Source organism: Amycolatopsis umgeniensis (genome assembly GCF_014205155.1).
GTDB lineage: Bacteria > Actinomycetota > Actinomycetes > Mycobacteriales > Pseudonocardiaceae > Amycolatopsis > Amycolatopsis umgeniensis.
This window is the reverse complement of sequence record NZ_JACHMX010000001.1, coordinates 1,661,997-1,680,365: the sequence shown is the minus strand read 5'-3', so window position 1 is coordinate 1,680,365 and position 18,369 is coordinate 1,661,997. Positions and strand designations below refer to the sequence as shown.

The window sequence follows — 18,369 nt, the reverse complement described above, 5'->3', positions numbered from 1 at the left end:
TCCTCGTGAAAGGATCCGGGGATGGGGTCGAAACGGGTCACCACACCGGTTCTGGAGATCGAGTACGAGCACGCAGGTGAGGCGGGCGCGCCGCCGGTGATCCTGCTCCACGGGTTCCCGTACGACGTGCGGGCTTACGACGAGGTCGCCCCGGTCCTCGCGGCCGGTGGCGCCTCGGTGTACGTCCCGTACCTCCGCGGGTTCGGTGGGACGAGGTTCCTCGACGACGCCACGCCCCGCTCCGGGCAGCAGGCCGCGCTCGCGCAGGATCTGCTGGAGTTCATGGACGCGCTGGGACTCGAGAAAGCCGTCGTCGCCGGGTACGACTGGGGTGGCCGCGCGGCGTGCATCGTGGCCGCGCTCCGGCCCGAGCGCGTGCGCGGACTGGTCTCGGTGGACGGCTACAACGTCCAGAACCTCGCCTACGCGGGGGAACCGGCGCCGCCCGAGTGGGAACGCACCTACTGGTACCAGTTCTATTTCCACTCCGAACGAGGCCGCCGCGGGCTGGCGGAGAATCGCGACGAGCTGTGCGCCCTGTTGTGGCGCACCTGGTCGCCGACCTGGTCCGGCGCCGACGCGGCCTTCCCGGCGAGCGCCCCCAGCCTCCACAACCCGGACTTCGTCGACGTCGTCATCCACTCCTACCGGCACCGGTTCGGGCTGGAGGAAGGGGATCCGCGCTACCAGGCGCTCGAAGACCTGATCGCGGAGGAACCGGCCATCACGGTGCCGACGGTCGTGCTGGAGAGCGGGGACGACGGTATCGGCGGGCCCGGCGCGGAGGGCGATCGCGAGCACTTCACAGGGTCTTACGACCATCGTGTGCTGCCTGGCGTGGGACATAACGTTCCCCAGGAAGCTCCGGAAGCTTTCGCTGACGCCGTCGCTTCGTTGCTTATCCGGTGAAAGGACGCCCATGACCCAGCCCGCACCCCCGGTCCCGCCGGGGACGTTCCTGCTCGAACTCGTCCCGGTTCCGGTCAGCGACATCGACCGGGCGAAGGAGTTCTACGTCGAACGCCTCGGTTTCCATCTCGACGTCGATGTGCGGCCCGCCGACGGGGTCCGGATCGTCCAGCTCACCCCGCCCGGTTCGGCCTGCTCGATCACCTTGGCCGCCGGGATCGCGTCGCTCGACATGCCCGCCGGGACCCTGCGCGGGCTCCATCTGGTGGTCGCCGACATCGAAGAAGCCCGCGCCGCGCTCATCGCCAGGGGCACCGAGGTCGGGCCGGTCGAGGACATGGGTGGCGTTTTCTACGCGGCTTTCAGCGATCCGGACGGCAACACCTGGACACTCCAGCACATGCCCTGGCGGATGGGGTGAGCGTGATCACCCGTCCGTGCGCATGACGAATCCGGATCTCGGGATGTCCTTCCAGTGAGGCGCACGATCCGCGCGCCACGGACGGAGGAGGACCCGATGTCGTTGGGCGACAAGATCAGCAACAAGGCCGAGGAGCTCGGCGGTAAGGCCAAGGAGGCCGCCGGCGACGCCACCGGCAACGAGGAACTGCGTGCGGAAGGCCAGACGGACCAGGCGAAGGCCGGTCTCAAGGGCGCCGTCGAAAACGTGAAGGACGCCGTCGGCGACGCCGCGGACAAGATCCGCGACACGTTCAAGAAGTAGCGGAACCCTTCCGGGCCGGGGCGGCGACTGCCCCGGCCCGTTCCTCATCCGTGCAGGAGCACGGGGAGACCGGTGATCCGCGTGCCCTGGATGCCGCCGAGGAACGTCTGCCGGAGTTCGGCGTACGGCACGGCGAGCCTGGCCCGGGGGAAGTCCGTGCGCAGGACCGTCGCCGCCGCCCGTAGTTCGAGCTGCGCGAGCTGGGCTCCGACGCAGAAGTGCGCGCCGGCGCCGAAGGTCAGGTCCGGGCCGGGCAGGCGGCCGGGATCGGTGTTGATGCCCTGGATGTCGACGAGCACGGGCGCGCGGGCGGGGAGCCGGACCCCGGCCAGGTCGAGCTCCACGGCGGTGAACCGCCAGAGTGTGAACGGCGCGGGCGGATGGTCTCGGAGGGTTTCGCGGACCAGGTCCTCCTCGGGTGTCGTGTCCCCGTCGAGGAGCCGCGAAACCATGAAGCCGATCGACGCGTCGGTGGTGAGCTGCCCTGCGAAGATCAACGAGAACAGGTGATACCGCAGGTCGTCGTCGGTCGTCCCGGCCGGGACGCGGTCGCGGAGTTCCGCCGCGAGCCCGTGCCGATCCGGCGTCAGTCCCGCCGCCGCGAGACCCGCGATCGCGGCGATGGCCTTGCCCTGTGCGCCCGGTTCCGGACTGGACATGCGGCGGCAGGCGTCCACGGCCGCGTCGAGCAGGTCCAGCGGGATGCCGAGCAGATCGAGCAGCACGGTGAGCGGGAATCGGGTGGAGAAGCCGTCCATCAGGTCGACGGTGTCGCCGCCCATGTCCGTCAGGAGATCCCGCGCGATTTCGTGGATCCGGGCGGATTGCGCCTGGATGCGCTTGGCGCTGAGCAGCGGAGCGTGCGCCCGCCGCAGTCGGGTGTGGTCCGGGCCGTCCAGTGTGGTGAGGGACGGCTGTTCGGCGGCGGTTTGTTCTAGCCCGGCGGCGTCCCAGGTTTCCGGCGCCAGCGCGGGGTCCTTGACGATGCGGGGATCCGCGAGCACTTCACGGGCCAGCTCCTCTTCGGTCACGATCCACGCGCTTCCGCCTGCCGGGGCGGCCACTTCGACGAGGGGACCGGCGGCGCGCAGCGCGGGGCGGACGGAGTCGGGCTCGGTGATACCGCGGGTCGTCGCGGCGAACGGATCGGGGAGCAACGGAACTCCTTCATGAGAAAGTAGCTTCACCATGAAGGTATATTCGTGACCGGTAGGTTGTCAAAGCACGGATTCGAGGAGGGGCGATGGAGGATGAGGTCGCGGCGCGGAGCGCGTCGCTGCTGGACGGCCTCCGGAGCTTCGGGGCGAACTACACCGAGTTCACGCGGCGTTTCGCGGACTGGCTCGGCCTGCACGCCACCGACGCCGCCGCGCTGGTGGAGATCCTCTACGCCGAAGACACCGGCTCACCGCTCTCCCCGGCCCGCCTCGGCGAACGCATCTCGCTGACCTCCGGCGCGACCACGAACCTGCTGAACCGCCTGGAGAACCTCGGTTACGTGGTGCGGACCCGGGAGAACACCGACAGGCGGATGGTGACCCTGCGCAGCGGCCCGGACATCCAGGGGCCGGCGCGGGAGTTCTTCGGCCCGTTCAGCGCGGGGCTCACGGCGCTGGTGGCGGAGTACCCGGCGGACGAGATCGAGCGGTTCGAGGCCTTCCTGCGGCATTTGAAGTCCACAATGGACGACGTGCTCGAGAAGCAGGGCCGCTAGGCCCCGTTCGGGTGGGTTCCCCCACTCGACCAGTCCGCGCCGCCTCCGGCACCGAATCCCTCCCAGACGCCATGGAAACCGCGTAGCCGGGCGTCGGGTGAGGTGGAGGCAGCTTGATGGTCGAGGGTGTGCGGACGAGTCTGCGCGAAAACGGCGGCACCGGAGCGGAGCCCGCCGAGGCGACCCTGATGCAACGGGTCGCGGCCGGCGACGAACAAGCGTTCGCCGATCTGTACGACGTCGTGGCGGGGCCGGTGTGGGGTGTGGTGAACAGGGTCGTCCGCAACGGCACGTTCGCCGAGGAGGTGACCCAGGAGGTCCTGGTGGAGGTGTGGCGGACGGCGGCCCGGTTCAAACCGGGCAAGGGGACCACGCTGGCCTGGGTGCTCACCATCGCGCACCGGCGGGCCGTGGACCGGGTGCGTTCGCACCAGGCCGCGCTCGACAGGGACGACCGCGCGGGCAGGCTCGACTTCCGGCGCCCGTTCGACGAGGTCGCCGAGTCGACGATCACCAATCTGGAGCAGCAGCGGGTGCGCCAATGCCTGTCCGCGCTGACCGATCTGCAACGGGAATCGGTCGTGCTCGCTTATTACAACGGGTACACCTACCCGGAAGTCGCGGAAGTGCTCAAAACCGCGCCCGGCACGGTGAAGACCCGCATCCGCGACGGCCTGATCCGGCTGCGTGACTGCTTGGGGGTGGGGCAATGACGGCGGAACTGCACACGCTGACCGGGGCTTACGCCGTGGACGCCGTCCCGGACGAGGAGGCCGCGGCGTTCAAACGGCATCTGCGGGGTTGTCCCGCGTGCGGCCAAGAGGTCCGGGAACTGCGGGAGACCGCGGCCCGGTTGGGGGCGTCGCTCACCGCCGCGCCGCCGCCGAGGCTGCGCGAAGCGACCCTCACGCAGGTCGCCCAGACCCGCCAGTGGCCTCCGCTGGTCGCGGCCGTCCGGCGGGCTCAGCCCGCGAAGCGGCCACCCGTGCGGATAGCGCTCTGGGGTGCCGCGGCGGCCGCCGTCGGGGCGCTGGTGTTCGGTTTGGTCACCACGAACACCGAACCGGGGGCCGATCCCGCGCAGCAGCTCGCCTCGGTGAACTCGGTGCTCACCGCGCCCGACGCCTCGACGGTGAAGGGCGCCGAGCGCGGGACGACCACCGTGGTGACCTCGCGGAGTCAGGGCAAGGTCGTCGTGCTGGCGGGTGAGCTCCCGCCGTTGGCGCCAGGCAAGGCGTATCAGGTCTGGCTCATCGGGGCGAGCGGCGTGCATTCGGCCGGGCTGCTGGCTCAGGACGGTCCACATCGGACTCATCCGGTGCTCGCGGATCTGCCGGGAGGGATCGACCGGGTCGGCATCACCGCGGAACCCGCCGGAGGGTCGCGGACGCCGTCCACGCCGGCGGTCGCGATGATCCCGCTCGGGGCTTAGATGCCGGTGAGCCGCCCGCAGGCCTGCCAGAGTTCCTGGCGCTGCGCGGCGGTTTCCCGGGTCTTGCCGAGGTAGTGCGTCGGCCGCTGGGCGCGGTCGTGCCAGAACATCCCGTTGTACCGGCCCGGTTCCTCGGCCGCGGCGAGCCAGACGAAGGTGTCGGCGCCCTGTTCGGGGGTCCGCAGGATCGGCCGGGTCAGCTTCTGGAACGTCGGCAGGGAGGTCGCGACGCCGGGGGTGCCGGCCCAGCCGGGGTGGGCGCCGTGCACGGTGACCGAGGAGCCGTCCAGCTCGTCCGCCCAGAGTTCGGCGAGCACCACCTGCATCCGTTTGGTGCGCGCGTACCCGGCGGCCGGTTTGTACTCGCCTTGGCGGTACTGGAGGTCGTCGGTGCGCAAGGGCTGGCCGTACATCCCGCCCGAGCTGACCCAGATCACCCGCGCGCCGTCGGCGAATTTCGGCCGCAGCGACGCGGTGAGCAGATGCGGGCCGAGCACATGCGTGGCCAGCATGACTTCGTTGCCCTCGGCCGTTTCCGTGCGCTCGGCGGGCATCACCCCGGCGTTGTGGATCAGAACGTCGATCTCGCCGTCGAGATCCTTCGCGTAGTCGCGCACGGAGGAGATCAGGCTGACGTCGCACTGGTCGACGACGACCCGCGCACCGGGTGCGGCGCGCTCGATCTCGGCGCGGGCGGCGTCACCGTCGCCGCGGACCGCGATCCGGACGGTCGCGCCCAGTTTCGCCAGCCCGATGGCGGTCGCCTTGCCCAGGCCCGCCTTCGCGCCGGTCACCACGGCGACCTTGCCCGCGAGCGCGTCCGGCGCCGGGTCGCCGGGCCACCACCGCCGTCGCAGGAAGTGCCCGACGCTGCTGTAACCGAGCAGGGTCCGGTCGAGCACGGTGTCGGCGGCCCGGGTCACGGTGGACATGCGGGAACTCCTCATCGCTCGTAGTACATCTGCGCGGGAACCAGCGCCCAAACCGCTTTCCCGGTCCGCTCGGTCCGGAAACCCCAATCGAGGGAAAGCTGGCCGACCAGCCGGAGACCGTAGTGCGTCGTGGTGGGGGCGGAGCGCAGGGCCGCCAGCCCCGGATCATCGTCGGAGACCTCGACCATGAAGCTGCGGACCTGCCGCGCGACACGCAACTCGGCAGGTCCGTCCGTATGCCGATAGGCGTTGCTGACCAGCTCGTCGATCACCAGCAGCAGGGCGCCGAGCGGTTCGTCCTCGCTCCGGCCGAAGCCCAGGTTGTCGGCGGCCACGGACCGGATCCGGCGCAGTTCGGGGCGATTTCGCAGGTCGATGGTGACTTCCGCGGCGCCGGCGACCCGGCGGCACAATCGGTCGAGTTCCGCTTCCAGATCCGCCTGGCCACCGTTCACCGCACCCAGCTCCCCTCACCGAACACCTCTCACAGGGGTGTTCGGTGCCGACGGCGTCGCGGACGGGTGCTAGTGAATTCTGGAACCGGTTTTGGCGGAGAAGCGGAACTCGATGGTCATCGGGAGTTCGCCGAGGTCCAGCGCCTGACGCAGGCGCGGCAGGCCTTCCTCGGTGACCCGTTCGCGGATGGCGGCCAGATCGCCGTCCTGCTCGGCGCTCAGCACCACGGCCAGCACCGGCGAGTCCTGGGTGCCACCCAGCGTGGCGTGCGCGGCGTGGACGCCGGGATAGGTCGCCACCTCCGCCACGAACGGTTCCACCGCGGTGCTCGCGGCCAGCGCGGTCTGGCCCGTGTCCTGGTCGAAACGCCAGGTGCGGGACTTGGGTTTGCGGACGGGCTGCGCGATGAGCCAGCGCAGCGCCAGCAGCCCGACGACCACCGCACCCCCGGCGACGGCGTACCAGGCCCAGCCGGGCGGCAGTGCCGTGCCGGGAACGAGCGTGGTGCCGGGCGCGAGCAGGGGGATCTTGCCGAAATGGGTGCCGACGGCGAACCCGCCACCGGCGAGCAGTACGAGACCGGTCAGCACCAGAAGGGTGCGGTTCAGACGGGCGGGACGGTTGAGGTCGGTCATGACGCGCTCCTGGTGGCCTTGACCCGGACCCGCACGGCGGGCACGGTCGCGGGGCCGATCTGGGCGAGACGGTGCTCGATGGCGGCGCGGACGGCGTCGGCGAGTCCCGCGGTGTTGGTCCGCCCGGTGGTCACCACCGAGACGATGCCGCGCCGCTTGACCTTCAGCTTCGCCGCCGAAACGCCGTCCACAGTGGAGGCGGCGGTGCGCAGTGTCGACCGGTAGCTGCGCCGGGAGGCGCCGGTGTCCGTGCCGCCTTCGAGCGGCAGCACGGTCGGCCTTCCCGGGACGATCGCGCTCACGAGGAGCAGCAGGCCGATCAGCGCGACCACACCACCGGCGATCGCCGGAATCGGATCACTCCATCGGGTGTCGTGCAGCGCGGACGCGACGGCGTCGTAACTGATCCACGGTTTCTCCCCGATGATCGTCTGGACCGCGACGGCGGCGGCCAGGACACAGCCGGCGAGCACCACGAGGGCGACGAGTACGGCCGGAAGGCTGCGGCGGGGGCGCCGTTTCATCGGACCCTCCTCGTTTCGGTCTCCGCGGAGTGCAGGGCCGTCACGGTGATGTCGACCCGGGTGACGGTCAGGCCCGAGAGTTCGCCGACGCGGTGGATCAAGTGCTTCCGCGCGGTTTCGGTGGTGGCGCGGACCGAAAGCGGGTACGTCACCGACAGCCGGACGTCCAAAGTGGCCGTCGAGCCGGTGACGTTCGCGCTCACCTTGGCGCCTTGGTCGAGGTCTTCGCCGCCGACCGCGATCCCGAGCACCCGGGAGGCCGCGCCGCCGATGCCGTCGAGTTCGGTGATCGCCCGTGCGGCGATCCGTTCGACGGCACCGACGGCCACGGTCAGCCCGCCGCGCCCGTCCGTTTCCGGCGCGGCGGGGGTCATGGTCGTCATGGCGCTCAGCCCCTGTCGCGGCCGGCCAGGGCCGAAAGGTCGAGCTTGCCGTCGAGGAACCGGCCGACCAGCAGGCCGAGGACGGCGAGCACGAGCACGACGAGGAAGGCGCCGAAGCCGCCGAACGCGCCGGCCACGCCGAGCACGAGACCGGTCAACAGGCCGAGATGGGTGGCGTTCATGAACGTTCTCCTTGCTGTGGGGCGCGGACCGGCGCCGGTGGTCACTGGACGCGGCCGGACTCGGGCTGCTCGTCGGTGTCGTCGTCGCCCGGGATGTGCACGTCGGACACGTTGATGTTGACCTCGACGACCTCGAGTCCGGTCATCTGCTCGACGGCGCCGATCACGTTGCGGCGCACGGACTTGGCGAGATCCGCGATCGCGACGCCGTATTCGACGACGATCTGCAGGTCGACGGCGGCCTGGCGTTCGCCGACCTCGACGGAGACACCCTGCCCGGCGGACGCGGTGGCGCCCGGGATGCGCTCGCGCAGCGCGTTGAACGCCCGCACGGCGCCACCGCCGAGCGCGTGGACGCCGGTGATCTCACGGGTCGCGAGGCCCGCGACCTTCTGCACGACGGTGTCGGCGATCGTGGTCACGCCCTGGGTGGAGACGAGCGCGCCGTTCTCGGCGGGGGCGGCGGAGTGGGAGTTCGAAGTCGGCTTGGCGGTGGTGGCGGTGTTCGTCATCGCGATCTCCTCGGTTCGTATTCCGTTGCCTGTGGCGGAAGTTCTTGCGCTTCCACACTCCATAGACCCAGCCGCGCCAAGATCGTCACGACCCGATCGTGTGGTCTGGATCTCACCGTTCGTGGGTATGTCTTTCGGGCTAGTCCTCGTGGCCGACGGCGGCCCGGACTTTCAGCCTGTCGAGGGTCGTGCGAGGAGGGGGCGACGGGGTTTGATCACCCGGTGTCCCGAAAGCAGGAGTTTCGTGTGAGCTGGAAGTGTGTGGTGCTGTCCGTCGCGCTGGTCGCCGGATGCACGACGTCGCAAGGAAGCCCGGCGCCGGTGGCCAAAGTGGACGAACCGGAACACCAGGCTTCGCTGACGTCGTTCTACCGTCAGGGCCTGGACTGGCGGCCGTGTGAGGCGTTCCACTGCGCGAAGCTGACCGTGCCGGCGGATTACCGGCGACCCGACGGGCCGAAGTTCACGCTGCCGTTGATCAAAGCCGGAGCGACCCGGCCGGAAAACCGGCTCGGCACGCTCGTCGCCGGCGCGGGTGGCCCCGGGCAATCCGGGGTCGCCATGGTGAAGGACGTCGCGGGCACTTGGCCCGCCTCGGTCCGGGAACGGTTCGACCTGGTCGGCTTCGACCCGCGGGGAATCGGCGGCAGTGAACCGCGGATCCGGTGCGACACCGAAGGCGAACCCACTTCGAAGGCGCCCGAGGGGCTGCCGCTGATCGGCGCCGAGGTCCCGAAAACGCGGCAGTACGCCGAGGCGTGCCTGCGGGGCACCGGTGAGGACGTGCTGCGGCATCTGGGCACCGACGACGTCGTCAGCGACCTCGACGTCCTGCGCGTGGTCACCGGTCAGGAAAAGCTGAACTACCTCGGTTACTCCTACGGGACGCGGATCGGGCAGTTGTACGCCGACCGGTTCCCGAAGAAGGTTCGCGCGATGGTGCTCGACGGCGTCGACAACACCTATCTGGATTGGCGGGCCGACACCGTCGAGCAGGCGAAGAGCGTCGAAGACACGCTGCTCACCTACGCGAGGCAATGCGCCACCAGGACGAGCAAGCCGTGCCCTGGCGAGGACGAGACCGAAATCCTCGCCACGGTGGACAGGGTGCTGTCCAAGGCGGACAAAGCGGGCGACAGCGAGGGTCTCCGTGACGAGATCTCCTCGAAGCTCACTTTTCCGGCGGACTGGGCGGAGCTGTCCGAGATCATCCTCGGCGCCGACGCTCCGGCGGACGACTCGCCGGAGGACGACGGCCCGGCGGAGACCTCGACCGACACGACCGACGCGCTCACCGTCGTCAATTGCCTGGACCGCGCGCATCCCACGGACCTGGCCGCGTACGAGGAAGCCGCGCGAGAGCTGCGCCGGGTGTCCCGGCTCTCCTCCGGCACGGAGGCGCTCGGCTGCGCCTTCCTGCCGACCTCGACGACTCCGGCCCGGACGGTCCGCGCCGACGGCGCGCCACCCATCCTGCTCGTCGGGACCACGAGAGACGCCGCCACCCCTTATGGCTGGGCGCAGCATCTGGCAGGCACTCTCAAATCGGCGGTGCTGCTGTCCAATGAGGACGTCGGGCACGCCGTCTACGGCGGCGGCGCGTCCTGTGTGGACGAAGGTGTCAGCCGGTATCTGGTCGACTTGACGATTCCCGCCGCCCCGGCCCGCTGCGCCACCGGTCCCGTGTGATGCTGAAAGCGTGACCGTGCTCGCGGAGGTACTCCTCGCCGGATTCGTCGCGGGCGTGACGATCTTCCTCTCCGATCTGCTGCCCGCGTGGGGCTGGCCGGAGGTGTTCTCCCCGTCGGCGCCGGTGCTGACCGCGGTGATCGCGTGCGCCGTCGTGCTGACGGTGGCGCGCCGCCGGTTCGCGGTGACCGCGCTGCTCGCCGCGACGGTGCTGTTCGGGTTGTTCCCCGCCACCGGTGTCGCTCTCGCCGTCATCGCGTACACGGCGGGGACGCGGGACCGGCGGTGGCCGCTGTTCGGCCTCGCGGCGCTGCTCCCGGCCGCCGTCGTACTGCTGACCCAGCCCGCTTTCCGCTGGCAGTACGTGCTCGTGGTGATCGCCGTCTCGACGGTGTCCTGCCTCGTCCTGCCCGCGCTGGTCGGCGCGATGCAGGCGCAGCAGGTCCGGCTGGTGGTGGCGTTGCGGGAGCGGGCGGAATCGCTCGCGGAAGCCCGTCAGGTGACCAGGGAACGGGCGCGGCTGGAAGAACGTTCGCGGATCGCCGAGGAGATGCACGATCAGCTCGGGCACCGGCTCAGCCTCATCACGATGTTCTCGGGCGCGCTGGAGGTCGCCGCCGAGGGCAGGGATCCGGAGCTGCGGCAGGCGGCGCGGCACGTCCGGACCACGGCGAAGGTCGCGCTCGAGGAACTGCGGCAGTCCCTCGGCATCCTGCGGCCGGGCGGGGAACCGGTGGAGCCCGCGGAGGCCACCGACGCGGCCGGGACCGAGAGCGATATCGCGGATCTGGTGGCGTCCTCGCGCGACGCCGGCCTCGACGTGACGTTCGAGTGGCGCGGGACGGACCTCGACGGCGTCCGGCCACCGGTCCGCCGCGCCGTGCACCGGGTGGTGCGGGAGGCGCTGACCAACGTCCACAAACACGCCGCCGCGGCTTCGGTCTCCGTCGTCGTCGACCATGGCCCCGACCTGGTGAAGATCGTGGTGCGCAACGGTGCCGAGCCGGTCGTGGGGGAGCGGTTGCCCGGCACCGGGCGAGGGCTCGTCGGCCTTCGCGAGCGTGTCCGTCTCCTCGGTGGCACGTTCACGGCCGGGCCGGATCCGGATGGTGGCTTCGCCGTCACGGCGGATCTGCCGAAGCGGGCGGACGCGCCTCTGGCCGAAGAAGCGGGCGAAGACCCGCCTGTCGCGGATACCGGGAAGCGGCCGGGCCGGATCCTGTCCGGTCTGATGCTGACCACCGGCCTCGCCGCCGTCGCCGCGCTGCTGCTGACGACGCTGGCCTTCGTACCGCCGCTCACCCCCGCCGACCACGAGGATCCGCTCGCCAGCGTCAAGATCGGGATGACACCGGAAGAGGTCGAGGCCTGGTTCGGTCCGAACGAACCCTCCGCTCAGGTCGCCGCGCAGGGCCACGAGCCGCCGATCCCCGAGGACACCTACTGCGTCTACGCCCCCGCGGACGATCCGCCGGACGCCGAAACCGCCGCGATCTTCCGGTTCTGTTTCGGCGACAACGGGTTGGTGGAGAAGACATGGTTCGAAGTCCCGGTGCCACGATGATCCGGGTTCTGCTCGCCGACGACGAACCGCTGCTGCGAGCGGGCGCACGACTCCTGCTGAACCAGGCGGGCGACATCGACGTCGTGGCCGAGGCGTCCGACGGCGCGGAGGCGATCGACGTCGTCCGGCGGATGCCCGTGGACGTCGCGCTGATGGACATCAGGATGCCCAGGGTCGACGGGCTCGCCGCGGTGGAGGAGCTCGGCCGGGTCGCGCCGGGGGTGCGGGTCATCATGCTCACCACGTTCGGGGACGAGGCCTACGTGGCGAGGGCGCTGCGCGCGGGAGCGGCCGGTTTCCTGCTCAAGGACACCGATCCGGCACAGCTCATCCAAGCCGTGCGGTCGGCCGCCACCGGCGACGCGGTGCTGTCACCCAGGATCGCGAAGCAGGTCATCGACCGGTTCCGGGACACCGACGCGGCCGACGCCGAGAGCGTCGCGCGGGCAAAGCGGAGGCTCGAGGGGCTGACCGCCCGCGAACTCGACGTCCTGGTGCGGGTGGGGCGGGGGTTGGGCAACGCGGAGATCGCGGGGGAACTGCGGCTGTCGAGCGGAACGGTGAAGATCCACGTCAGCCGGATCCTCGCCAAGCTCGGCTGCGCGAACCGCGTCCAGGCGGCGATCCTCGCCCACGACGCCGGGATGCTGCGCGGCTGAGCGGGCCTCTGGCCTTCGCGTGACTTCTCTGTTAGGAAAGGTTCCTAACTAACGGGAGGCGATGTGCGCGGACGTGGTCTGGCGGCGGCGACGGTTCTGGTGGTCCTGTGCGGTGGCTCGGCCGCCGTCGCGGACACGACGACGGCGGGGTCCGGCGCGCGGGTGGCGCGCAACATCATCTACATCCAGGGCGACGGCCTGGGCCTCGGTCAGCGGGACCTGCTCCGGCTGGCGCTCAAGGGCAAGCGCGGCGAACTGGCGATGGACGGGCTCGCGGCCACCGGTCTGGTGCGGACGTCTTCGGACGACCCGGACGAGATCGTCACCGATTCCGCCGCGGCGGCCACCGCCCTCGCGACCGGGCACAAGACGCGCAACGGCGCCGTCGGCGTGGACGTCCACGGACGGCCGCTGGAAACGATCCTCGAACGGTCGAAGCGGGCAGGGAAGTCGACAGGCCTGGTCACCACCGCGCAGGTGACGGGTGCCTCGCCTGCGGCGTTCGCGGCGCACGTGCCGAGCCGGGATTCGCAGAGCGACATCGCGAAGCAGTACATCGAAAGCAGCCGTCCGGACGTCTTGCTCGGCGGCGGCGAGGACTGGTGGTACCCGAAGGGGAACCCCGGTCTCTGGCCGGACAAGCCGGGGGAGGAGAGCCGCAGCCCCTACGGCAACCTGGTCGAACGCGCGCAGCGAACGGGCTACACCTACGTGCGTGACGCCGACGAACTGCGGAACACGCGGGCGAACCGGATCCTCGGCCTGTTCGCGAACGAGGACATGGTCGACTACGGCCCGGACGGCGTCGGGAAGTACGCGCCGCGGGTGCCGCTCCAGCAGATGGCGCGCAAGGCGCTGGACACGCTGTCGAAGAACCCGCGCGGCTTCTTCCTCTTCCTGGAAGAAGAGGGAACCGACGGGATGTCGCACGAAAACAACGCCCACGGCGTGATCGACGCGGGCCGCGCCCTCGACGCCACGATCGCCGAGGTCATGCGGTTCGTCCGCACGCACCCCGACACGCTGGTGATCATCGGCGGCGACCACGAGACCGGTGGACTGAGCATCGAGAACTACGACGACTCCGACACCGATCCCGACCAGGACGGCCCGTTCGACGTACCGGGCTCGAAGCTCCAGTTCACTGCGGACTGGACGACGCACGACCACACCGGCGCCGACACCCCCGTCACCGCCGAAGGCCCCGGCGCCACCCGTTTGGGTGGCACGGTCGAGAACACCGACGTCTACTGGGTGATGCGGGCGGCAAGCGGGTCATGAGCGGAAAAGGGCCACCTCCGTCGCCGGAGGTGGCCCTTTTTCGAGTTCGTCAGCCTTGAGTTCGTCAGCCGCCGATGCTCTCGACGACGGCCTCGGCCACCGCCTTCATCGTGGTCCTGCGGTCCATCGCGGTGCGCTGTATCCAACGGAACGCGTCCGGCTCGGTGAGCCCCTGACGGCTCATCAGCAGGCCCTTGGCCCTGTCGATGACCTTGCGGGTCTCGAGCCTGTCGGTGAGGCCCGCCACCTCGGACTCGAGCGCCTGGAGCTCGGCGAACCGGCTCACGGCCAGCTCGATGGCGGGCACCAGGTCCCGCTTGGCGAACGGTTTGACCAGGTACGCCATCGTGCCCGCGTCCCTCGCCCGCTCGACGAGGTCGCGCTGGCTGAACGCGGTGAGAATGACGACCGGCGCGATCCGGTCGCCGGTGATCTTGGAAGCGGCCTCGATCCCGTCGAGCTTGGGCATCTTGACGTCGAGAATCACCAGGTCGGGCTTCAATTCGGTGGCAAGGTTGATGGCCTGCTCGCCATCCCCGGCCTCACCGACAACCTCGTAGCCCTCTTCGCGGAGCATCTCGACGAGGTCCAGACGGATGAGGGCCTCATCTTCGGCCACGAGCACCCGCCGCTGGGGTGCGGCGACGGCACCGTTGGCCTCGGCAGCCTGCTCGGTCACCGGGGTCCTCCTGAAGGTCGTCGGGCAGTTCGGCTCGCGGGCTGTCCGCGAACCTGAAGCCTACCGGGAACGATCCAGTCGGCTAGATGGCGTTCACCACGTCAGACGGTCGTCACACTCCCGGGCCCGGCGGAAGCCGCGCTCCCGGGATCCCGTAAAGTTCACCCCGTACCGCCCCCGTAGCCCAACTGGCAGAGGCAACGGATTCAAAACCCGTCCAGTGTGAGTTCGAATCTCACCGGGGGCACACAGCAGGACCAGCAGAAACCGGCCCCTCGCCAGGGAAAATCAGGTGAGGGGCCAGTCCCATGTTGTCCGGCTGTATCTGGTGAAAACCGGTGTCCTACGGGTGGCCGCCCCCAATACGCCCCCAAATTTCCTCGGCGCTCGGTATCGGGCTGCGTCACTCGTTCTCGTCCATGTCCTCCGTCCAGCCCAGGGCCTGTTCGATCCGTTGATACGCGGCGGATTCCAGCCCGGCAATCGCCTTGGCGTAGATCTGGTGCAGCACCGCCACGGAGTGTCCGGCCCACTCGGCGCATTGGGTGGACGGGACACCGCCCGCCAGCCACGTGGACACGCAGGCGTGGCGAAGGTCGTATGGCCGCCTTGCCAGTTGTGAGGCGTACTCGGCCTCGGTCAGCGCCGCCTTGCGTGCGTTGTCCCAGCCCCTCGCGATCGTCGACTCAGCGAGATCGCCACCAGTAAGGCTTCGGAACAGGCGTCCGCCGCCACGCCGTGCTCAGCCAGGTGCGCGTGGAGGATCGCGGTGAGCGGCGGGGCGATGGCACGATGCGTATCTCGCCTTTCGCGCGCTGCTTGAGCTGTCGACGGTTTCCTTCCGAGGCAGCCATCGGCCGATTCCGCTGGTTTCCCAACTTCCCCACCTCAAGATGACGCAACTCCTGTCCGCTGGAACCGACGAATGGGTGCCGCACGTGCCCGCCGACATGGTCCTAGCCAGTGCTCGAGGCGGTCATGCGCACTCTGTCTCCGAATGGGTCCTGTCCGCAGTGCTCTGTCTGTATCGAGGATGGCCTGCTCTGCTGGATTACCAGCGCGCGAGTATTTGGGCGCACCGCAAGGTCGACCCGGACACGGTCGCTGGGAAACGGTCCTCATCATCGGCATCATCGGCGCCGGCCACATCGGCTTGGCCTCGGCAGAGCGGCTTCGCAAACTCGATGCCACTACCACGCTGGTCGCGAGTACCGTACGGGACGGCGTGCATGGCACCGATGACATTCCGAGGCTGATCGCTGACCACGACATCGTCGTGATCGCGGCACCACTTACCCTCGACACGCGCCAACTGGTCGACCAGAAGTTCCTGGCGGCGATGCCCGACGACGCGCTGCTGATCAACGTCGGACGGGGCGAAATCGTCGACACTGACGCGCTGATCTCTGAACTGTGCACTGGGCGACTCCGCGCAGCTCTTGACGTCACCCGCCCTTAGCCTCTGCCAGCTGGCCATCCACTCTTCGCCTGCCCCGGCGTCATCATTAGTCCGCACATGTCGAAGAACGTCCCTGGCATCGCTCAACGCTGCTACGACGTCGCTGTACGGCAAATCAAGGCTTTCCTCGACGGCGGCGAGCCGTCGAACATCGAACGCCGCCGCTGAGCGCTGTTTGAATCAGTACATCTTTCAGGCTCCCGATCTGCAAGGCTCGAAGGTTGTCACGAAGCAGTTGTCGTCGGGCAAGTCACTTTCATCTGCTGCCCCTGTGGCGGGCATAGTATGGGCACAGGGGCTAAAAGTTCGGCAAAATCACAGGTCAGGAGCTAGGTGGCATTAGAACACCATGCCCGCCTTCATTGCCTGAGTGTTTCCTTCCCATTCGTTCAAGCCAAGCCAAACGACTCCGAAGCCGTAATAATTGAGAATTTCCAGAACGTCTTCACTTGGTTTGACAGGAAAAAAGATGGTGTCATTTGGGTGACGCTTAGTGAGATCATCGAGCAGTCTCGGCAATCTTACTTTCATCAGGGTCGCGCGCGCAGCATAATCCTCGCTCAGGAAGCAGAATCGGAGAAGAGTGTCCTTCCTGTGGGCGTCAATGTCCCATTCGGGTGATTCGGATCTCTTCACATGGAAGCCTATTTCTTCCAGATGTTCTTCGTATCTTGTTCTAGCTTCGGACAATTCCGTGCTTAGTCTATTTCTGCGTTCATCCGACCTTTTATTGTAGAGGGCCATCTCCTCCATTTCGCTGTCCAGACTGTGCAAATGTTCCGCAACTTCGGTCGAGCTTCGTGCGGCTTCCTTTGAAGTCAAACTTGACTTTTCGCTTAACTGGGCCACCTCTTCTACCGACGAAGGACTTACGTCAACTTGCAGTGCTCGCCCTGCATGATAGAGAAGTGATTGCGTTCGCATCATGTATAATCTGGAATTAGCAAATTCGCGCATCTCGTGAATTAATTCGAGGCGTGGACCTCGCGTTTGACCGCCTTGCCGTCGATACCAATCGTCGCTACGAGAGTCGTCGGTCACGATTAGAACATCCACTTCCCGGCGGCGAGCTTCTTGAAGTGTTTGCAGCCAGAAGAGGTAGTCGCCGCAAGGGTCATCTTTCTTGGCGTCTTTGAATCCGGGAGGCTCACTGGCCGCAATGCGTCGCTCAGCTTCCTTGCGAGCTGCCACTTCCTCGCCCTCTGTAAGTCGATTTCCTACCTTTCCTACCAAAAGAGCCTGGACGCTTGCAAGTATCTGGTCCTTGTTTGTATCCCAGTGTCCATTCTTGCCCTCTAGGTCGCCTAGGTCGTTGATTGATTTGACTGCCGATTCAAACCCTTTTTTTATGGGAGTAGCTACATTGTCTCGCTTCTCGTCGTTCAAGGAAATTCGATTTGCCCAGGTTGCGAGCGCCTGCGAAGCCTGAGAGGAGAGATCATTTAAAGTGGCAGCCGCTTCCTTGGTGACTTTCTTGAGATCTCCTAGTGCATTCTCTCGGTTCTTCCAGAATTCATGTGCAACTTGATGTGGTATCCATAAGCGTTCGCCGAGCTTTCCGAGTACTGCAAGTAGATCTGCTCGTGTCGCTGGCGCGTATCTGTATAAGGTTAACAGTACGTTGGCGTCAAGTATGACAACGCCTGAATTTAAAAGGTCCTTATAGTTTTGATCTGTGGGTGTTAAGTATCCTTCGAAACTATCAGCCAGGTTGGCGAAATCGCGCGCGTTGGACATTTTCTTGCCTCTCTGAGGGGCTGCCAGGCCGGGGGTAAGGCTTCACTCCTGGTCGCGAGCCCCGGGTCATGTGGGTTCGAGACGCCGTCTAGCACCGGGGTTATTTGCCGTCTTCCTGTCCGGTCGCCTCAAGCAGGACGACGATTTGCTGAAGGGACGTGTTGGCGGCGGTGAACCCGCGGCGCATCTCCTCCCGGAGGTCGATCTGGTCCTCGCGCAGGGTATTGAGCGTTCCTGTGTGGGCTCGTAGCTCCGCGCGGACTTCTGCGACGTCCCGATCGGCGCCTGCCGCGAGTACGCGCCCCGCCGTGGCGTCGGCCGAGCGTTCGGCCAGTTCGGCCACCTGGCGTTCAAGACGGGCAACGCGCTGCGTCAGCTCCTCTTCAGGCATGGTGCGATCGTATCCTTCCGCTCGTGGGAGTCGGCAGGCCGCGAATGGCGGCCCGCTATGGTGACGTTTCGTAGCGGTCGACCAAACATGCTGACAGATGGCGGGTGGCGAGTTTTACCGTTCACCGGATGTGAGTCGCACTCACATCTGGTGACTCCGCTGGCTCGGAAAGTGCCTTTGAGCTGCACAAAGAGCTAATATTCAACGTTGGTAGATTTGCGGGTTTGCGAGTTTGTTTCCCGGGTTTCCCAGGAGCCCTATGTGTAGTTGCTAACCAACGGTTAGTGTTTGACCGATTTGGTTACGTAGCGTAGAGAATGGCTGTCGCCCTGGTAGTTCCACCACCTGCCAGCATCTTGTGCCGCTCCCGAGCTAGACCGGGAGGGGTACAGGTCTCAGTGCGGCTGGCGGGGGGCGACTGACATCCGTCCTGGACATGCTCGATGTGCCCCTGAAAGGGCGTTCAGACGGACGCACACCCCCGCCTCACCCCCAAAACGGTGGTCG

General features: G+C 67.8%; 22 protein-coding genes, 1 tRNA gene and 1 pseudogene. 12 read left to right on the top strand and 12 right to left on the bottom strand.

The window, feature by feature from the left end; all coding sequences use genetic code 11:
• Positions 1-21 precede the first annotated feature (21 nt).
• The 3 genes from HDA45_RS07325 to HDA45_RS07315 all read left to right on the top strand — a co-directional run bounded on the left by HDA45_RS07325 (position 22) and on the right by HDA45_RS07315 (position 1,633).
• On the top strand, positions 22-909 hold the full coding sequence (locus HDA45_RS07325; protein ID WP_184893087.1) for an alpha/beta fold hydrolase: 888 nt from the start codon (positions 22-24) through the stop codon (positions 907-909).
• A 10-nt stretch (positions 910-919) separates the two neighbouring features.
• Positions 920-1,330 carry a VOC family protein gene (locus HDA45_RS07320; protein WP_184893085.1) on the top strand — a complete coding sequence of 137 codons (411 nt, stop codon included), beginning with the start codon at positions 920-922 and terminating at the stop codon, positions 1,328-1,330.
• Between the two features lie 96 nt (positions 1,331-1,426).
• The gene (locus HDA45_RS07315; RefSeq protein WP_005155015.1) at positions 1,427-1,633 is read left to right on the top strand and encodes a CsbD family protein; all 207 of its coding nucleotides are present in this window, start codon (positions 1,427-1,429) and stop codon (positions 1,631-1,633) included.
• A gap of 44 nt (positions 1,634-1,677) precedes the next feature.
• Here the strand turns inward: HDA45_RS07315 and HDA45_RS07310 are convergent, their stop codons facing one another.
• Entirely contained in the window at positions 1,678-2,790 is a 1,113-nt protein-coding gene (locus tag HDA45_RS07310; protein ID WP_184893083.1) for a cytochrome P450, read from the bottom strand.
• An 86-nt stretch (positions 2,791-2,876) separates the two neighbouring features.
• On the opposite strand from HDA45_RS07310, the gene HDA45_RS07305 reads away from it, so the two are divergent.
• From HDA45_RS07305 to HDA45_RS07295, 3 genes are all read left to right on the top strand, one after another.
• On the top strand, positions 2,877-3,347 hold the full coding sequence (locus tag HDA45_RS07305; RefSeq protein ID WP_184893081.1) for a MarR family winged helix-turn-helix transcriptional regulator: 471 nt from the start codon (positions 2,877-2,879) through the stop codon (positions 3,345-3,347).
• Positions 3,348-3,463: 116 nt separating this feature from the next.
• Positions 3,464-4,060 (top strand): ECF RNA polymerase sigma factor SigK, encoded by a 597-nt coding sequence (gene sigK, locus HDA45_RS07300; protein WP_184893079.1) that lies wholly within the window; start codon positions 3,464-3,466, stop codon positions 4,058-4,060.
• Positions 4,057-4,779 carry an anti-sigma factor gene (locus HDA45_RS07295; RefSeq protein ID WP_184893077.1) on the top strand — a complete coding sequence of 241 codons (723 nt, stop codon included), beginning with the start codon at positions 4,057-4,059 and terminating at the stop codon, positions 4,777-4,779. Before sigK ends, HDA45_RS07295 begins: the two co-directional genes overlap by 4 nt.
• On the opposite strand, the gene HDA45_RS07290 is transcribed toward HDA45_RS07295, so the two are convergent.
• The 7 genes from HDA45_RS07290 to HDA45_RS07260 all read right to left on the bottom strand — a co-directional run bounded on the left by HDA45_RS07290 (position 4,776) and on the right by HDA45_RS07260 (position 8,403).
• Entirely contained in the window at positions 4,776-5,711 is a 936-nt protein-coding gene (locus tag HDA45_RS07290; protein ID WP_184893075.1) for an SDR family NAD(P)-dependent oxidoreductase, read from the bottom strand. The genes HDA45_RS07295 and HDA45_RS07290 overlap by 4 nt on opposite strands.
• Positions 5,712-5,722: 11 nt before the next feature.
• Entirely contained in the window at positions 5,723-6,166 is a 444-nt protein-coding gene (locus tag HDA45_RS07285; RefSeq protein WP_184893074.1) for an ATP-binding protein, read from the bottom strand.
• Between the two features lie 69 nt (positions 6,167-6,235).
• The gene (locus HDA45_RS07280; RefSeq protein WP_184893071.1) at positions 6,236-6,802 is read right to left on the bottom strand and encodes an alkaline shock response membrane anchor protein AmaP; all 567 of its coding nucleotides are present in this window, start codon (positions 6,800-6,802) and stop codon (positions 6,236-6,238) included.
• The gene (locus HDA45_RS07275; protein WP_184893070.1) at positions 6,799-7,326 is read right to left on the bottom strand and encodes a DUF6286 domain-containing protein; all 528 of its coding nucleotides are present in this window, start codon (positions 7,324-7,326) and stop codon (positions 6,799-6,801) included. The genes HDA45_RS07280 and HDA45_RS07275 overlap by 4 nt, the downstream gene beginning before the upstream one ends.
• A complete protein-coding gene (locus HDA45_RS07270) occupies positions 7,323-7,709 on the bottom strand; it encodes an Asp23/Gls24 family envelope stress response protein (RefSeq protein ID WP_184893068.1) in 387 nt (128 codons plus the stop codon). Before HDA45_RS07270 ends, HDA45_RS07275 begins: the two co-directional genes overlap by 4 nt.
• Positions 7,710-7,714: 5 nt before the next feature.
• Positions 7,715-7,891 carry a hypothetical protein gene (locus HDA45_RS07265; RefSeq protein ID WP_005154991.1) on the bottom strand — a complete coding sequence of 59 codons (177 nt, stop codon included), beginning with the start codon at positions 7,889-7,891 and terminating at the stop codon, positions 7,715-7,717.
• Positions 7,892-7,932: 41 nt separating this feature from the next.
• The gene (locus tag HDA45_RS07260) at positions 7,933-8,403 is read right to left on the bottom strand and encodes an Asp23/Gls24 family envelope stress response protein (RefSeq protein ID WP_184893066.1); all 471 of its coding nucleotides are present in this window, start codon (positions 8,401-8,403) and stop codon (positions 7,933-7,935) included.
• A 246-nt stretch (positions 8,404-8,649) separates the two neighbouring features.
• Here HDA45_RS07260 and HDA45_RS07255 point away from each other — a divergent pair, with 246 nt between their 5' ends.
• The 4 genes from HDA45_RS07255 (at position 8,650) to HDA45_RS07240 (ending at position 13,596) form a co-directional block, all read left to right on the top strand.
• Positions 8,650-10,092, top strand: coding sequence for an alpha/beta fold hydrolase (locus HDA45_RS07255; protein WP_184893064.1), 1,443 nt, complete (start codon positions 8,650-8,652; stop codon positions 10,090-10,092).
• Positions 10,093-10,102: 10 nt separating this feature from the next.
• Positions 10,103-11,656: a histidine kinase gene (locus tag HDA45_RS07250; RefSeq protein ID WP_184893062.1), complete on the top strand. Its 1,554-nt coding sequence runs from the start codon at positions 10,103-10,105 to the stop codon at positions 11,654-11,656.
• Positions 11,629-12,315, top strand: a complete 687-nt coding sequence (locus HDA45_RS07245; protein ID WP_425491674.1) for a response regulator — start codon at positions 11,629-11,631, stop codon at positions 12,313-12,315. The genes HDA45_RS07250 and HDA45_RS07245 overlap by 28 nt, the downstream gene beginning before the upstream one ends.
• Before the next feature lie 63 nt (positions 12,316-12,378).
• A complete protein-coding gene (locus HDA45_RS07240; protein ID WP_184893060.1) occupies positions 12,379-13,596 on the top strand; it encodes an alkaline phosphatase in 1,218 nt (405 codons plus the stop codon).
• 64 nt (positions 13,597-13,660) lie between these two features.
• On the opposite strand, the gene HDA45_RS07235 is transcribed toward HDA45_RS07240, so the two are convergent.
• Positions 13,661-14,275: an ANTAR domain-containing response regulator gene (locus HDA45_RS07235; protein WP_037321496.1), complete on the bottom strand. Its 615-nt coding sequence runs from the start codon at positions 14,273-14,275 to the stop codon at positions 13,661-13,663.
• A gap of 173 nt (positions 14,276-14,448) precedes the next feature.
• On the opposite strand from HDA45_RS07235, the gene HDA45_RS07230 reads away from it, so the two are divergent.
• A tRNA-Leu gene (locus HDA45_RS07230) sits at positions 14,449-14,522 on the top strand.
• Positions 14,523-14,678: 156 nt separating this feature from the next.
• Here the strand turns inward: HDA45_RS07230 and HDA45_RS07225 are convergent.
• A pseudogene (locus HDA45_RS07225) lies at positions 14,679-15,111 on the bottom strand (tyrosine-type recombinase/integrase); the annotation flags it as partial.
• A 233-nt stretch (positions 15,112-15,344) separates the two neighbouring features.
• Here HDA45_RS07225 and HDA45_RS07220 point away from each other — a divergent pair.
• Positions 15,345-15,734 (top strand): NAD(P)-dependent oxidoreductase, encoded by a 390-nt coding sequence (locus tag HDA45_RS07220; protein WP_184893057.1) that lies wholly within the window; start codon positions 15,345-15,347, stop codon positions 15,732-15,734.
• A gap of 339 nt (positions 15,735-16,073) precedes the next feature.
• On the opposite strand, the gene HDA45_RS07215 is transcribed toward HDA45_RS07220, so the two are convergent.
• Positions 16,074-17,471 (bottom strand): PIN-like domain-containing protein, encoded by a 1,398-nt coding sequence (locus HDA45_RS07215; RefSeq protein WP_184893055.1) that lies wholly within the window; start codon positions 17,469-17,471, stop codon positions 16,074-16,076.
• A gap of 100 nt (positions 17,472-17,571) precedes the next feature.
• Entirely contained in the window at positions 17,572-17,862 is a 291-nt protein-coding gene (locus HDA45_RS07210; protein ID WP_184893053.1) for a hypothetical protein, read from the bottom strand.
• Positions 17,863-18,369: the final 507 nt, after the last annotated feature.

Bases quoted from the DNA above. Each gene is read 5' to 3' on its own strand.
- HDA45_RS07325 (WP_184893087.1), top strand. From the start codon at position 22: ATGGGGTCGAAACGGGTCACCACACCGGTTCTGGAGATCGAGTACGAG.
- HDA45_RS07320 (WP_184893085.1), top strand. From the start codon at position 920: ATGACCCAGCCCGCACCCCCGGTCCCGCCGGGGACGTTCCTGCTCGAA.
- HDA45_RS07315 (WP_005155015.1), top strand. From the start codon at position 1,427: ATGTCGTTGGGCGACAAGATCAGCAACAAGGCCGAGGAGCTCGGCGGT.
- HDA45_RS07305 (WP_184893081.1), top strand. From the start codon at position 2,877: ATGGAGGATGAGGTCGCGGCGCGGAGCGCGTCGCTGCTGGACGGCCTC.
- sigK (WP_184893079.1), top strand. From the start codon at position 3,464: ATGGTCGAGGGTGTGCGGACGAGTCTGCGCGAAAACGGCGGCACCGGA.
- HDA45_RS07295 (WP_184893077.1), top strand. From the start codon at position 4,057: ATGACGGCGGAACTGCACACGCTGACCGGGGCTTACGCCGTGGACGCC.
- HDA45_RS07290 (WP_184893075.1), bottom strand. From the start codon at position 5,711: ATGTCCACCGTGACCCGGGCCGCCGACACCGTGCTCGACCGGACCCTG.
- HDA45_RS07280 (WP_184893071.1), bottom strand. From the start codon at position 6,802: ATGACCGACCTCAACCGTCCCGCCCGTCTGAACCGCACCCTTCTGGTG.
- HDA45_RS07275 (WP_184893070.1), bottom strand. From the start codon at position 7,326: ATGAAACGGCGCCCCCGCCGCAGCCTTCCGGCCGTACTCGTCGCCCTC.
- HDA45_RS07270 (WP_184893068.1), bottom strand. From the start codon at position 7,709: ATGACGACCATGACCCCCGCCGCGCCGGAAACGGACGGGCGCGGCGGG.
- HDA45_RS07265 (WP_005154991.1), bottom strand. From the start codon at position 7,891: ATGAACGCCACCCATCTCGGCCTGTTGACCGGTCTCGTGCTCGGCGTG.
- HDA45_RS07260 (WP_184893066.1), bottom strand. From the start codon at position 8,403: ATGACGAACACCGCCACCACCGCCAAGCCGACTTCGAACTCCCACTCC.
- HDA45_RS07245 (WP_425491674.1), top strand. From the start codon at position 11,629: ATGGTTCGAAGTCCCGGTGCCACGATGATCCGGGTTCTGCTCGCCGAC.
- HDA45_RS07215 (WP_184893055.1), bottom strand. From the start codon at position 17,471: ATGTCCAACGCGCGCGATTTCGCCAACCTGGCTGATAGTTTCGAAGGA.
- HDA45_RS07210 (WP_184893053.1), bottom strand. From the start codon at position 17,862: ATGCCTGAAGAGGAGCTGACGCAGCGCGTTGCCCGTCTTGAACGCCAG.